Source organism: Nocardia australiensis, assembly GCF_020733705.1.
GTDB classification, from domain to species: Bacteria; Actinomycetota; Actinomycetes; order Mycobacteriales; family Mycobacteriaceae; genus Nocardia; species Nocardia australiensis.
The window spans coordinates 2,027,975-2,042,112 of sequence record NZ_JAJFZM010000001.1; the positions used below are offsets into that span (position 1 = coordinate 2,027,975).

The window sequence follows — 14,138 nt, forward strand, 5'->3', positions numbered from 1 at the left end:
GGACCGCGTCGGCGCCGTCGAGTGTCGCTCGGTCGAGGGGAAAGTAGCCCTGGGCAGGTTGGTATCGGTTCGGATGCGAGCGGGTCCGAGTGTGACGGGTGTTGTCAGGCCCAGGTGCTGATGCGACTGCTCAGGTAACCCTGCCTCGGCGCGGCGGATGGCGAGCAGGTTCTGGGCCATTAAGCCGTCAGCTCGTGCAACGCCTTGGCCGCCGAACTTTCCGGTTCGGCCGTATAGATCACGATCCGTTGGTCCGTACCGGGCACCGACAGGGTCTGCGCGTCGAGTTCGATCATACCCACGTCCGGATGGACGAATCGTTTCCAGATCGTGGCCGTGGGAGCCACTTCGCGTGCGGCCCAATCGTTCTGGAAGTTGATATCGCGCGTGGACAGCCACGCGATCAACTCCGGGATCCGCGGATCGTTCGGATACCGGACCGCCGCGCCCCGAAGCTCGGCAACCGCCTGCCGGACGAATTGCGCCTCACCGTCCGGGCCACCACACGACACCTGCGCCGTTCGGGAACCGAATGCCGGTCGCAGCAGGTTGCGTTCGCTGCCGAGATCGCCGATCAGTTTGGCGGCCAGCGTATTCCGCGCAAGTACGTCGTACCGGACGTTCTGGACGTACGCGGGTACCTCGGTGAGCCGCTCCAGCATCCGCAGTACTCCCGGCGATACCTCGCGGTCTGACGGCAAACGAAGCGCGTCGACGGCTACCTGGCGCGAGCGGCTCGGCGACGTCGTGGACCGGCGACCCGGCAAATCAGATAGATGAGGAACGAGATGGTGGTGACGAATGTCGACACCGGTACACCGGGTGCCAGCGACAATAGGATGCCGCCCACTGCGGCGATTTCGGCGAACACGACCGCGAGCACGGTGGCGCGCACCGGATTCGCGGTGAGCTGCGCCGCGGCGGCGGCCGGGGTGATGAGCAGTGCGAGCACGAGTAACGCGCCGACGATCTGTACGCCGAACGCCGCGGTAATGCCGAGCATGACCGCGAAGACCACCGACAGCGTGCGCACCGGCACGCCGCGGGCCGATGCCACCTCCGGATCGGAGCTGGCGAACAGCAGCGGCCGATAGACAACAGCGAGTACCGCGAGCACCAGCACGGTGCAGGTCATCAGCAGCGCGAGCCCGCTGTAGCCGACGCTGACCACCTGGCCGGTCAGCAGCGAGAACTTCGATCCGGCGCGATCTGGACCGAGCCAGAGAAACAGCACCGAGAGCCCGAGACCGAAAGAAAGCACCACCGCGATCACCGAATCGCGTTCCCTGGCTTTGGTTCCCAGCACACCGAACAACACCGCCGCGATCACCGAGCCCACAATGGCACCGAGGCCGACACCGACGCCCGCCAGCAGCGCGGCCGCGGCACCGGTCAGCGAGAGCTCGCTGGTGCCGTGCACCGCGAACGACATCTGCCTGCTGATGATCAATGGTCCGATCGCGCCGGCCAGCAGTCCGAGCATGGCGGCGGCGAGTACGGCCTGCTGGACGAAGGGGTAGGAGAGCAGGCTCGCGGTGGTGGAGAAGTCGAACATCTTCGACAGCACGTCCGAGAGTTTGTCGATCACGAGCGAACCCCACTCGACTGCGGCTCGGCAACCGAAAGCGGTGCGTCCGACAGCCCGATCTCGGAAACGGTTGCGCCGTGGCAATGTTGGGCCCCGGCGGTGCCGAGCACGTCCATGGTGTCGCCGGTGCCGACGACGACCAGCCTGCCGCGCACCCGTAGCACATCGACCTCGGTCTGATACAGCTGCGAGAGCACCGCCGAGGTCATGACCTCGTCCGGAGTACCGATGCGGAACTTTCCGTCGACCAGATACAGCACCCGATCCACCAGCGGCAGAATCGGATTGATCTCGTGGGTCACGAAAAGCACGGCGGTGTCGTGGGTGCGCCTGCGCCGGTCGATCAGCTCCGACACCAGCCGCTGATTGGCCAGGTCGAGGCTGAGTAACGGTTCGTCGCACAGCAGCACCTTGGGATCGCCGACAAGTGCCTGCGCGACCCGCAACCGCTGCTGTTCACCACCGGACATGGATTCCAGTGGCGCATATGCGAATTTCTCCGCACCCACATCGGCGATGGCCGCGGCGACCTTGCGCTTGCGTGCCGCGCGGCCGCGTAATCCGAGGCCCCAGCGGTGTCCGTCGACACCGAGCCCGACGAGGTCGACCCCGCGCAATTGGACCCCGGCATCGATCGTCTTCTGTTGCGGCACATAGCCGATATCGGGGTTGCCCGCCCGCGCGGGCGAGCCCGCGATGCTCGCGGTGCCCGAGCCGAGCCCGAGCTGTCCGAGCAGCACCTTCAGTAGTGAGGTCTTGCCCGAGCCGTTCGGCCCGAGGACGGCGACGAATTCGCCCGGTGCTACCTCGAGATCCAGATCCTGCCAAAGGGTGCGGTCACCGAAGGACAGTCTGGCGGCGTCCAGGCGGACCGCGGGCGTGGCGGTGTCGGTGGTCGAAGGCTGTTCGGCCAGCTCTGTCTCAGCTGTCATCAGCTCAGCGCCGCGGCGAGAGCTTGGGCGTTGTTCGTCTGCCACTGAACGTAATTCACTCCGTTGGGCAGGGTTTCGGTCACCTCGACAACGGATGTCCCGCTCGACTGCGCGATCCCGCGCAAGTCCTTGGTGATCTTGTCCTGGGTTTGCACGTTGTAGATCAGCGCGCGCACCTTCTTGCCGGTCAATAGATCCTGGGTGGCGGCGACGGCGGCGGGCGCGGGATCGGTCTCCTGCTCGATAGCCTCTTGGAACTCGTGCGGGGTCAGGTCGTCGGTTCCGGCGGCGGCGAGCAGATAGTGCGCGAGCGGTTCGGTCTGCAGCACAGGCGTTTTCGGGTGCTCGGCGGCGAGCTTGCTCGCGATCGCGGTTACGTCGGCCAGCTGGCTTTTGAAGATATTGGCGCGTTCGGTGAAGGCGTTGGCGGCGTCGGGGGCGATCTCGCCGAGCGCGGCGGCGATGCGGTCGGCGACCGTGGTGACGGTGCTCATGTCGTAGAAGACGTGCTCGTTCTCGTCGCTCTTGTCGGTGCGGGAATCGAAGGCGTCGACGGTGCGCTTGTGCTGGCCCGATATGGCCTTTTCGATGAATTCGTCGTAGCCGCCACCGTTGTAGACGACGAGATCCGCACCGCTGATCTCGGCGGATTCGACGGCCGAGGTCTCGTGTGAGTGGGGGTCGGCGGCCGGGTCGCTGATGATCGCGGTCACGGTGGCGTCGGGCCCCGCGATCGTGGTGGCGATGTCTCCCCAGACATTGGTGGAGGCGACGACCTTCGGTTTGCCGGAATCGTTCGAGGTATTGCCGCAGGCGGTGAGGGCCATTGCGGTGGCCACCCCCACGGCGATGCCGGTGAATTTCATGGCAATTCGTGTTCTCACGCGGGGGTGCTCCTGGCGGTGCTCTAGATCATAATGGAAATCGTTACCGTTTTACTTTAGCAAGGTCGTCCCCTGTGCACGAACCGATACGGGATGCCGACGAGTCGGGCCCGCGAACGGATTCGTTCACGGGCCCGACTGCGTTCGAGTGCGTCAGACGAGCGCTTCGACCGGCTTGCCCAACAGCTGGGCGCAGCGCAGCAGGCCGAGATGGCTGTATGCCTGTGGGTGGTTGCCGAGCGACCGCTCGGCAACCGGGTCGTACTCCTCACTGAGCAGTCCGGTCGGTCCCGCGACATCTACGAGCTGGGCGAACAGTGCCTCGGCATCCGAACGCTTGCCGATAAGCAGGTACGCCTCGACCAGCCAGGCCGCGCAGAGATGGAATCCGCCCTCGCCGCCGGGCAGGCCGTCGTCGTGATGGTAGCGATACACGGTGGAACCGCTGCGCAACTCCGCTTCGGTGGCCACAACCGTCGCCGCGAAGCGCGGATCCGACGGATCGACCAACCCGCTGAGCCCGATATGCAGGGTGGCAGCATCGAGGTCGCTGCCGTCGTAGGCGGCAGTGAAGGATTGGACCTCTTCGTTCCAGCCCTTGGTCGTCACCTCATCGGCAATGGTGTCGCGCAACGTCATCCAGGCCGGGTCGACCGGACGATCGAATTTCTGCGCCAGGGTGAGCGCCCGATCGATCGTCAGCCAGCCCATCACCTTCGAATACACGTGGTGGCGCGGGTTGCCGCGGATCTCCCAGATGCCGTGGTCGGGCTCCTGCCAGCGCCGCTGCACCGCGGAAACCATTGCGTGCACCAACTCCCAGTCGGCGTTCGGCAGCGCCTCGGCCGGATCGGTGATCCCCTTGTGCTGGCGGCCGTGCGCCAGCGAGGCGATGAGATCGACGATCGGTCCGAACACGTCCAACTGCACCTGCATATTCGCGGCGTTGCCGACGCGAACCGGACGCGAACCCGCGTAACCCGGCAGCTGGTCGATCACGGCCTCGGGCGGCAGCGTCTCGCCGTAGAGGGTGTACAGCGGATGCAGTCGTTCCGGACCCGGCAGCGTTTCGAGGACCCTGTGTACCCAGTCGAGGAACTTCTCCGCTTCGTGCAGCGAGCCGAGCGAAACGAGGGCCTGCGCGGTCAGCGAGGCATCGCGCAACCAGCAGTAGCGGTAGTCCCAATTGCGTACGCCACCAATATCTTCCGGCAACGATGTGGTGGCCGCCGCCAGGATCGAACCGGACGGAGCATGTACCAGACCACGCAATGTGAGGGCTGAGCGCTTCATCAGATCGGGTTTCAATGCTGGCAATTCGAGCCCGGCCGCCCACTGCGACCAGTAGCTTTCCGCGTCGCGCCGGCGATCCGGCTCACTGACTGCGGCGGGTGCGAGATGATTTGTGCCACAGCGCAGTTCGAGCACGATCGGGCCGTGTGACGGAGCGATGACGGCCCGCGCGGAACTGTGTGTGCCGTCGGTGAGAATTTCCCATTCGACGCCGGGGGAGCGCAACACCATCGGGTCGTTGGTGCCGAGCACCCGCAGTCCATCGGGGTGAGCTTCGATCGTCACCGGCACCTGGCCGAATTCGGGTCGTGGCGCGAATGTCACCACGGCCTTCGCCTCACCGGTGATCACCCGAGTCAGGTCGGTGCGGTTGGGTGCCACGTCGTGCGGCAGATAGTCCACCACCTGCAAACTGGCCCAACGGGTTTCGACGGTCATGGTGCCATCGACATAACGCTGTGAGAGGGGCAGTGCCGCGCGCTCCGGCGCGATCGTGAAATGCCCTGCCTGTGGGCCGCCGAGCAGATGCGCGAACACGGCCGCCGAATCCGGCTCCGGGTGACACAGCCAGGTCACGGTCGCATCGGGAGTCAGTAGCGCAACCGAACGTGGGCTGGCGAGCATGCTCAATCGTTCGATACGCGGCGCGCTCGCACCCGCCAGCCAGGTGCGGCGCTCCTCGAGCAGAAACGCGAGTGCGCGCGCCACCTCCTCGGTGCTGTCGACCCGGTACTTGGCCAGGCTCTCGCCCTCGCCGACCTTGATTCCGATGTCGGGACCCGACAGCACCCGAAACGCCTTCTCGTCGGTGACGTCGTCACCGAAGAACACCGCGGCCGCGGCGCTCTCCTGGTGCCGAATCGTCTCGAGGGCGGTGCCCTTATCGGTTGGGATGACCGCGAGTTCGATGACCGATTTACCCTCGGTCACCTGTACGCCGACCCAGCACGCCGGGCCCTGGCGGACGTTCTGCATCGCACGCAACCCGATTTCGGGGGTCGCGTTGCGAACATGCAGGGCGACGCTGGCCGGTTTCGTCTCGACCGTGACACCGGGATTGTCCGCGGCAACCCGGGACAGCGCGGCCTGTACTTCGGTCAGCAGTTGTTTGGCGTCGTTATCGATGGCGTGCACGAAACCGACATCGAATTCCGAACCATGACTACCGATCAACTGCACCTCGACCGGAAGCCGCGACAGTGCCGCGAGATCCCGCAGCGCGCGACCGGAAATTACGGCGGCGGTAGTCCCGGTGAGACCGGCCAGCGCCCGCAGTGCGCTCACCGATTCCCGATGGGGAAACGCCTTCGTGGGGTCGGAGACGATGGGCGCGATCGTCCCGTCGTAATCCGATGCGATCAAAAGCCGTGGCACGCGTGCAACCCTCGACAAGGCACGGCGAAGTTCCAGTGGCAGATCCTGTGCGCTCACGCATCCAACCTAGTGATCGGAGGAGTATTTTCATGGGCGCGCTGAACAATACTGGGTTTCATTTGCAAGGATGTTTCGGCGCTGCCTGGGCCGAGCGCGGACTATTGTGCTCGATCCGACACCGAGTTCGCCCGACGTTCGCTGGTTACGGTCGGTCGCTTTCGCCGAGTAGCAGGTCGACGGTCAGTTCCAGGCGTTCGGTGACATCGGTCGCCGATGCGCGACGGGTCAGCCAGGCCACCAGGTTCGACAGCCACACATCGCTTATTACCCGCGCGATCGCCAGCTGGTGTTCGGTGGGTTCACCGTCGTTCATGGCGCGGGCGAATACCCGATCCATGACCTTGCCGACCCGGTCGACCTCGGCGGCAGCGGAGGCATCGGCGAACATGAACGCCCTGGTCATGGCCTCGGTGAGCAGTGGGTCGCGCTGCATCATCCGCGTGATCTGGGTGAGCAGCAGGTGCATGCGCTCACGCGGCGACTGTCCGGCGAGGGGCCTGCGTTTGCCCTCGATCTGCTCGAACTCGCGCGAGAGCGCCGATACCAGCAGGTGGACCTTGGACGGGAAGTATCGGTAGAGCGTCCCGACCGCGACATCGGCGCGTTCGGCCACCGCACGCATTTGGACCGCGTCGTAGCCGCCCTTCGAGGCCAGTGCCAGAGTCGCGTCCAGAATTCGCTTCCGGCGTTCCCGCTGCGCGGCCGAGCTCAACTCATCTTCGCTGAGCGTGGCGACCGTTGCGGTAGGCGGCACCGCGCTCGAGTTGGCTGGCTGCGAACGGGAGGGGCTGGCCATTGCTGAGCGTCCTTTCCGGAAACGTCGTGCGCATTCGATCACCGTGACGGGGTCGTCTCTTGACTTCCGCCCGGCTAGGATATTAGAACATGTTCTAGGTGTGGGAGTCACGCCGGAGAGGCGGTAACGAGTGTGACCATTGCCACCACTGACGAGCATAAAGCCGTTCAGGAGTCGATGCGTGGATGGGCCGGATCGGTCCGTCCAATTGCAACAATGCGCGACGATGCCACCAACTTCTGGCGCGCTTACTGGCCCGCGCTGGCGGACCTCGGAGTCTTCCGGGTAGCTGTCGCGGAGGACGCGGGCGGTGCGGGCGGATCCGTCGCCGACCTGGCCGTTCTGGTCGAGCAAGCCGCCCACGACCTGGTGGGCGGGCCGGTGCTGGCGACAGCATTGGCGAATCTGGTCACCGCGGGCGCCATCGCGGAGGAACTACCGTGCGGTGTCGCGCTCGACCTCGTCGTCGAATCTGCGGTCAGTGTACCGTCCGCATCCGGTGAGCTATCGCTGACCGGTGTCTGGGATTCGGTTGTCGGCGCCGCGTCGGGCACCGCGGTGCTACTGCCCGTGCGGACCCCGAATGGGCGGCGCTGGTGCCTGATCGAGCCGGACACGGCAGGTTTGCGGGTGGAACCGCTTTCGCCGCTGGATCCGGGCACCCCGCTGGCCAAGGTGGGCTGCACTGCGGTGCGGGTCCCGGCCGAGCGGGTATTCGAGTCGCCGCACGCGGTCGAGGATCTCGTTGTCGTGCTGGTCGCGGCCGAACTCGCCGGGCTGGCCGGCTGGTGTCTGGAGACCGCGGTCGAATACGCCAAGGTGCGTGAGCAATTCGGGCGCCGGATCGGGTCTTTCCAAGCGGTCAAACACATTTGCGCGTGGATGCTGTGCCGGACCGAGCTGATTCGTGCCGTCGCCGCTGATGCCGCGGCCGCGGTGGACGAGGGTGGCGCGGAGTTGCCGATCGCGGCCGCGATCGCCGCCGCCATTTCGCTGGACGCGGCGGTCGAGACCGCGAAGGACTGCATTCAGGTCCTCGGCGGCATCGGATTCACCTGGGAGCACGACGCGCATTTCTATCTGCGTCGGGCGACCGCCCTGCGTCAGTTGCTCGGCGGTTCCGCGCGCTGGCGCGCGAGGGTGACCGAGTTGACCCGGGCCGGAACGCGCCGAACCACCGGAGCCGACCGGGTTTTCGCCGCGGCGCGCGCGACGGATTCGGAGGCGGCGGCGGAGCCTGACCGCCGTACTCCCGACCGCAGCCAATCGAACACGTCCGACGGTGTCGCCACCGTTGACAGCAGCGCGAACGAACTGGCCGCCGAGGTGGCAACGATCGCCGCGCTGCCCGTCGAGCAGCGCGCCAATGCGCTGGTCGAGGCCGGTCTGGTGATGCCGCACTGGCCCGCGCCATACGGTCGCGGCGCGGATCCGATGACCGGCTTGGTGATTTCGGAAGAACTGCGCCGCGCCGGGCTGGAAGCACCCGATCTCGCGATCGGTGGCTGGGCGGTGCCGACCCTGCTGCAGCACGGCACCCAGGAGCAGATCGACCGATTCGCCTGGCCAACCCTGCGTGGCGAGGTCGTGTGGTGTCAGCTGTTCAGCGAGCCGGAGGCGGGGTCAGATCTGGCCGCACTGCGCACTACCGCCAAAAAGGTGGACGGCGGCTGGGTGCTGCGCGGCCAGAAGGTATGGACATCGCTGGGCGATAAGGCGAACTGGGCGATCTGCCTGGCTCGCACCGATGCCGACGCGCCGAAACACCGTGGCATCAGCTACTTCCTGGTGGATATGCGCAGCACCGGGTTGGAGGTACGTCCGCTGGTGCAGATCACCGGTGAGGCGCGCTTCAGCGAGGTATTCCTCGACGATGTCTTCGTCCCCGACGACTGTGTGGTCGGCGCGCTGAACAATGGCTGGAAGATCGCCCGCTCGACCCTGTCGACCGAACGGGTCGCCATGGGCGGCAACGGCATCGGGCCGGTGCTCGAGGAGCTCATCGCCGAGCTGCCAGCGGCCGGGCCGGGCGCCGAGCTACTGAACGACCGTCTCGGCGGCTTCGTCGCCGACGCGATCGCCGGTCTATTGCTGGAACAACGTGCCGCGGTACGCATGCTGGCGGGCGGCGATCCAGGAGCACAGAGCAGTGTGCGCAAACTCGTGGGTGTCCGGCATCGCCAGGCAGTCGCGGAATTCGCCGTGGAGACGGCAGGTCCAATCGGTGCGCAGGACTCGGAAGTAGTCAAAGAGTTCCTGCTCACACGATGTTTGTCGATCGCGGGTGGTACCGAGCAAATTCTGCTGACCGTGGCCGGTGAGCGAATCCTCGGACTGCCCCGCGACGCGGACAGTTAGTCGTCGAGTCAGCTGGGAGAACAAGTGGACTTCACCAGAGACGAGGGCCAGGATGCCGTGGCCGAGGTCGTCGTCAGTTTGCTGGAACATGAGCCGGCACGTGATATCGAGCTGTGGCCGAAGCTCGTCGACAGCGGGTTGCTGTCGGTCGCGTTGCCGGAACGCTTCGGCGGTGATGGCATGGGCGTGCCGGAAGTGTCGGTGCTGCTGACCGAGCTGGCCACCGACGCGGTGGCCGTGCCCGCCGTGACCACGCTCGGCTTCGGGCTGTTGCCGCTGCTTGCGGCATTGCCCGACAGCATCGCCGAACAGGTATACCCCGAGATCGCCAAGGGAGCCGTGCTCACAGCGGCGCTGAGCGAGCCCGCCAACCCGTTCGTCGTCAGGCCGGCGACGATCGCGGTGTCGGATGGGGATTCGGTCCGCATCACCGGCCACAAGGTCGCGGTGCCGTATGCCGAGCAGGCCCGCTGGCTGCTGATTCCGACCAATTCCGGTATCGCCCTTGTCGATTCGGCGGCCGAGGGGCTGACCATCACGCCGTCACCGGTATCCGGTGGGATCCCCGAGGCCACGGTTCGACTCGAGCAGGTCAGGATTCCGGCCGACCAGTTGCTGACCGGTGGGGTTGCCGATCTGCACCGGTTCGCGGTCGCCTCGATCGGTGCCGTCGCGGACGGACTGCTAAAGGGCGCACTCGTGCTGACCTCCGAGCATCTGCGCACTCGCAGGCAATTCGGCAGGCCGCTCGCCGAATTCCAGGCGGTGGCACAGCAGATCGCCGACGTCTACGTCGTTTCGCGCACCCTGCACGCGGCGGCGGTCTCGGCGAACTGGGCATTGGCGCAGGACGACACGAGTTCTGAGCACCAGGACCGGATCGATGACGATCTCGACGTGCTCGCCTACACCATCGCGTCGCAGCTGCCCGCTGCCATGCAGAAATGCCATCATCTGCACGGTGGCCTCGGCGTAGACATCACCCATCCGATGCACCGCTACTACTCGCAGGCCAAGGACATTGCCCGCTGGCTGGGCGGCGAATCATTCCGACTCGATCGATTGGGGACCAGATGTTCATCGATCTAACCGCGGAGCAGCGCAAGCTGCGCGATGAATTGCGTTCGTACTTCGCTGATCTCGTAACTCCCGAGGAGGAGGCCGAGATGGCGATCAACCGGCACGGCGACGCCTACCGCGCGGTGGTGCGCCGGATGGGCGCGGACGGCTGGCTCGGTGTCGGCTGGCCGAAGGAATACGGCGGCCAGGGTTTCGGGCCGATGGAACAGCAGATCTTCTTCAATGAGGCGGTGCGCGCCGATGTGCCGTTGCCGCTGGTGACCCTGTTGACCGTCGGGCCGACGCTGCAGCAGTTCGGCACCGACGAGCAAAAGGCGAGGTTCCTGCCCGGAATCCTTTCCGGCGATGTCCATTTCGCGATCGGGTATTCCGAGCCCGAGGCGGGCACCGACCTGGCGTCGCTGCGCACGAGTGCCGTTCGTGACGACGCCGGGGACTGGATCATCAACGGGCAGAAGATCTTCACCACCGGCGCCCACGAGGCCGACTATGTCTGGCTGGCCTGCCGCACCGGATCGGTCGAGTCGCGCCATCGCGGCATCACGATCCTGATCGTGGACACGAAGGATCCGGGCTATTCCTGGACCCCGATCATCACCTGCGACGGCGCGCACCACACCAACGCGACCTACTTCGACAATGTCCACGCACCGGCGAACATGCTGGTAGGTGAGGAAAATCGGGGCTGGAAGCTGATCACGACGCAGCTCAATCACGAGCGGGTGAGCCTCGGCCCGTCCGGCAAGATCGAGCAGCTCTACGACCGGATACACGACTGGGCGCAGCCACGCGGTGTGCTGGCCGAGGTCGACGTCCGCCGTTCACTCGGCCGCATCCACGCCATGGTCCGGCTCAATGAATTGCTGAACTGGCAGGTCGCAGCGACTGTCGGCGGCGATCAGGCGACGGTGATCGCCGATGCCTCGGCGACCAAGGTCTTCTCCACCGAATCGCTGCAAGAGGCGGGCAGACTCGCCGAGGAAGTTATCGGCCGCTACGGCGATCCCGCCGATCCGTCCACCGCCGAGCTGCTGACCTGGCTGGACCGCAGGACCAAACAGAACCTGGTGGTGACCTTCGGCGGCGGTGTCAACGAGGTGATGCGCGAACTGGTCGCCGCATTCGGGCTGCAGTTGCCGCGAGTACCGCGATAGTGAACAACCAAAGGAGCCGCGCATGCCGGAAACCATGACTCCGGAAGCGATTACCGCTGCCGCGAACCGCATTATGGCGGCGGGCGATTGCGCGCCCCGCCGCGGGCGTGATTCGGTGAACCAGCCGATGATCAATAACTGGGTCGAGGCGCTGGGCGATACCAATCCCGTCTACGTCGACACCGACGCCGCCGTGGCCGCCGGATTCCCCGGCGCCGTCGCGCCACCGGCCATGGCCCAGGTGTGGACCATGTTCGGGCTCAACGGTTCTCGCCCCGACGATGATCCGATGGCACAGGTGACCGAGCTGCTCGACGCCGCGGGCTATACCTCGGTGGTCGCTACCGACTGTCAGCAGACCTATCACCGATATGTGACCGTTGGGGAAGAGATTTCGGTGACCAGCAGGTTGGCCGAGATCCGTGGTCCGAAGCGGACCGCGCTGGGTGAGGGCTGGTTCGTCACTTTCCAGACCAGCTGGCAGGTGGGTGACGAGGTCGTCGCCGAAATGTTGTTCCGGCTGTTGAAGTTTGCGCCGGGCACCGGGACGGCACCGAAGCAGCCGACCGGCGACCGCGTCAAACCGCTGGTCTCCTGGGATACCGAATTCTTTTGGGCAGGAACCAAAGCCGGGGAGTTGCGGATCCAGCGGCTGCCCGATGGCACACTGCGACATCCGCCGATCCCGGCGATCTGGAAGGACAAGTCCGAGCAGACCGATTATGTGGTCGCCTCGGGGCGCGGCGAAGTATTCAGCTACGTCGTGCATCACGCGCCGAAAGTGCCAGGGCGGCAATTGCCGTTCGTTGTCGCGCTTGTCGAATTGGAGGAAGGCGTGCGAATGCTCGGTGAACTGCGCGGCATCGACCCCGCCGAGGTGAAGGTCGGGCTGCCGGTCGAGGTGGAGTTCGACAAACTCGACGACGAGGCCGTGCTGCCGGTATGGCGGGTGCGGGCATGAGTGAGCGAACATTGGGCACAGCCGAGCTTCGAATAGGCACAGCCGAAAAGGCAACCGATACGACCGTGCGGGTCGGCACCATACTGCCCGAACTGGTCATCGCAGTTGACCCGACCTTCGTGATCAGTACTGCCCTGGCCACCAGGGATTTTCAGGATGTCCACCACGATAGGGACAAGGCAATCGCACGCGGTTCCAAGGACATTTTCGTCAATATCCTCACCGATACCGGGCTTGTGCAGCGCTTTGTCACCGACTGGGCCGGACCGTGCGCCGTTGTGAAATCGATCGCGCTGCGGCTGGGGGTTCCGCTGTATTCCGGTGACACCCTGACCCTTTCGGGCACCGTGAGTGAGATCGTCGGCGAGGACATTCACATCGATGTCGTCGGTCGCGACAGCCTCGGTGACCACATCACGGCGAAAGCTGTTATCTCCATGCGGTTTCTGAATGAGCGGGCTTCGAATGACTGAACAGGGTATCTCGGGCCGCGCGGCCATTGCTGGTATCGGCGCCACCGATTTTTCCAAGGACTCCGGCCGTAGCGAATTGCGGTTGGCCGCCGAGGCGGTCACCGCTGCCCTCGCCGACGCGGGGCTCACACCCGCCGATGTCGACGGGCTGACAACGTTCACCATGGATACCAATACCCAAGCGGCGGTCGCCCGCGCGGTGGGCATTCCGCAGCTGAAATTCTTCAGCCACATCGGTTATGGCGGTGGTGCCGCGTGCGCCACCGTCCAGCAGGCCGCGATGGCGGTCGCTACCGGCGTCGCGGATGTGGTGGTCGCCTATCGCGCGTTCAACGAGCGTTCGGTATCGCGTTTCGGCCAATTCTCCACGGCCTTGGCCACCGCGCCGACCTCATCGGGCATCGATGCCGGTTGGTCGTATCCGCAGGGACTGGGCACGCCCGCGGCCCAAGTGGCCATGGTCGCCCGCCGCTACATGCACGTATACGGGGCGACGAGTGAGGATTTCGGTCGGGTCGCCGTCGCCGATCGCAAGCATGCCGCGGTGAATCCGAATGCCTTCTTTTACGGCAAGCCGATATCGCTGGAGGATCACCAGAATTCGCGCTGGATCGCCGAACCGCTACATCTGCTCGACTGCTGCCAGGAGTCCGATGGTGGTGTCGCGATCGTGGTCACCAGCGTCGAACGCGCCCGTGACCTGCCGCAGCGTCCGGCTGTAATCGCCGCTGCCGCACAGGGTTCCGGTGCCGATCAATACGTAATGACCAGCTATTACCGCGACGCTCTCACCGGACTTCCGGAGATGGGTCTGGTCGGCGAACAACTCTGGGCTCAGAGCGGTCTGCGACCCGAGGATATGCAGGCCGCGATTCTTTACGACCACTTCACCCCGTTCGTTCTCATGCAATTGGAGGAACTCGGCTTCTGTGGTCGCGGCGAAGCCCGGGATTTCATAGCCGACGGCGCGATAGAACTCGGTGGCAGACTGCCGCTGAACACGCACGGTGGCCAACTGGGGGAGGCGTATATCCACGGCATGAACGGCATCGCCGAGGCCGTCCGCCAAATCCGTGGCACCTCGGTAAACACCGTCGAGAATGTGCGGAATATCCTGGTTACCGCGGGCACCGGCGTCCCGACCTCTGGGCTGGTCCTCAGCGCCAACTGAGCCGCGCCGGAGGA

General features: G+C 65.5%; 12 protein-coding genes. 6 read left to right on the forward strand and 6 right to left on the reverse strand.

Annotation, left to right across the window (positions count from 1 at the left end; translation table 11 throughout):
* Positions 1-179: 179 nt before the first annotated feature.
* The 6 genes from LKE06_RS09175 to kstR form a co-directional block, all read right to left on the reverse strand.
* On the reverse strand, positions 180-767 hold the full coding sequence (locus tag LKE06_RS09175) for an MmyB family transcriptional regulator (RefSeq protein WP_227998175.1): 588 nt from the start codon (positions 765-767) through the stop codon (positions 180-182).
* Positions 719-1,555: a metal ABC transporter permease gene (locus tag LKE06_RS09180; protein ID WP_255648989.1), complete on the reverse strand. Its 837-nt coding sequence runs from the start codon at positions 1,553-1,555 to the stop codon at positions 719-721. Before LKE06_RS09180 ends, LKE06_RS09175 begins: the two co-directional genes overlap by 49 nt.
* Before the next feature lie 29 nt (positions 1,556-1,584).
* Positions 1,585-2,520 (reverse strand): metal ABC transporter ATP-binding protein, encoded by a 936-nt coding sequence (locus LKE06_RS09185; RefSeq protein ID WP_227998177.1) that lies wholly within the window; start codon positions 2,518-2,520, stop codon positions 1,585-1,587.
* Positions 2,520-3,404 carry a metal ABC transporter solute-binding protein, Zn/Mn family gene (locus LKE06_RS09190; RefSeq protein ID WP_372477310.1) on the reverse strand — a complete coding sequence of 295 codons (885 nt, stop codon included), beginning with the start codon at positions 3,402-3,404 and terminating at the stop codon, positions 2,520-2,522. Before LKE06_RS09190 ends, LKE06_RS09185 begins: the two co-directional genes overlap by 1 nt.
* A gap of 153 nt (positions 3,405-3,557) precedes the next feature.
* Positions 3,558-6,128 carry a trehalose-phosphatase gene (gene otsB, locus LKE06_RS09195; RefSeq protein ID WP_227998178.1) on the reverse strand — a complete coding sequence of 857 codons (2,571 nt, stop codon included), beginning with the start codon at positions 6,126-6,128 and terminating at the stop codon, positions 3,558-3,560.
* Between the two features lie 145 nt (positions 6,129-6,273).
* Entirely contained in the window at positions 6,274-6,927 is a 654-nt protein-coding gene (gene kstR / locus LKE06_RS09200) for a cholesterol catabolism transcriptional regulator KstR (RefSeq protein WP_227998179.1), read from the reverse strand.
* A 132-nt stretch (positions 6,928-7,059) separates the two neighbouring features.
* Between kstR and LKE06_RS09205 the strand changes: the two genes are divergently transcribed.
* The 6 genes from LKE06_RS09205 to LKE06_RS09230 are packed head-to-tail and all read left to right on the forward strand — an operon-like array spanning position 7,060 to position 14,124.
* Positions 7,060-9,285, forward strand: coding sequence for an acyl-CoA dehydrogenase family protein (locus tag LKE06_RS09205; RefSeq protein ID WP_227998180.1), 2,226 nt, complete (start codon positions 7,060-7,062; stop codon positions 9,283-9,285).
* A 24-nt stretch (positions 9,286-9,309) separates the two neighbouring features.
* Positions 9,310-10,374, forward strand: coding sequence for an acyl-CoA dehydrogenase family protein (locus LKE06_RS09210; RefSeq protein WP_227998181.1), 1,065 nt, complete (start codon positions 9,310-9,312; stop codon positions 10,372-10,374).
* Positions 10,359-11,519 (forward strand): acyl-CoA dehydrogenase family protein, encoded by a 1,161-nt coding sequence (locus LKE06_RS09215; RefSeq protein WP_227998182.1) that lies wholly within the window; start codon positions 10,359-10,361, stop codon positions 11,517-11,519. The genes LKE06_RS09210 and LKE06_RS09215 overlap by 16 nt, the downstream gene beginning before the upstream one ends.
* Positions 11,520-11,541: 22 nt before the next feature.
* The gene (locus LKE06_RS09220; RefSeq protein ID WP_305082795.1) at positions 11,542-12,480 is read left to right on the forward strand and encodes a bifunctional MaoC family dehydratase N-terminal/OB-fold nucleic acid binding domain-containing protein; all 939 of its coding nucleotides are present in this window, start codon (positions 11,542-11,544) and stop codon (positions 12,478-12,480) included.
* The gene (locus tag LKE06_RS09225; protein ID WP_227998183.1) at positions 12,477-12,953 is read left to right on the forward strand and encodes a MaoC family dehydratase; all 477 of its coding nucleotides are present in this window, start codon (positions 12,477-12,479) and stop codon (positions 12,951-12,953) included. Before LKE06_RS09220 ends, LKE06_RS09225 begins: the two co-directional genes overlap by 4 nt.
* Complete coding sequence (locus tag LKE06_RS09230; RefSeq protein ID WP_227998184.1) at positions 12,946-14,124, forward strand: lipid-transfer protein; 1,179 nt, start codon at positions 12,946-12,948, stop codon at positions 14,122-14,124. Before LKE06_RS09225 ends, LKE06_RS09230 begins: the two co-directional genes overlap by 8 nt.
* Positions 14,125-14,138 lie beyond the last annotated feature (14 nt).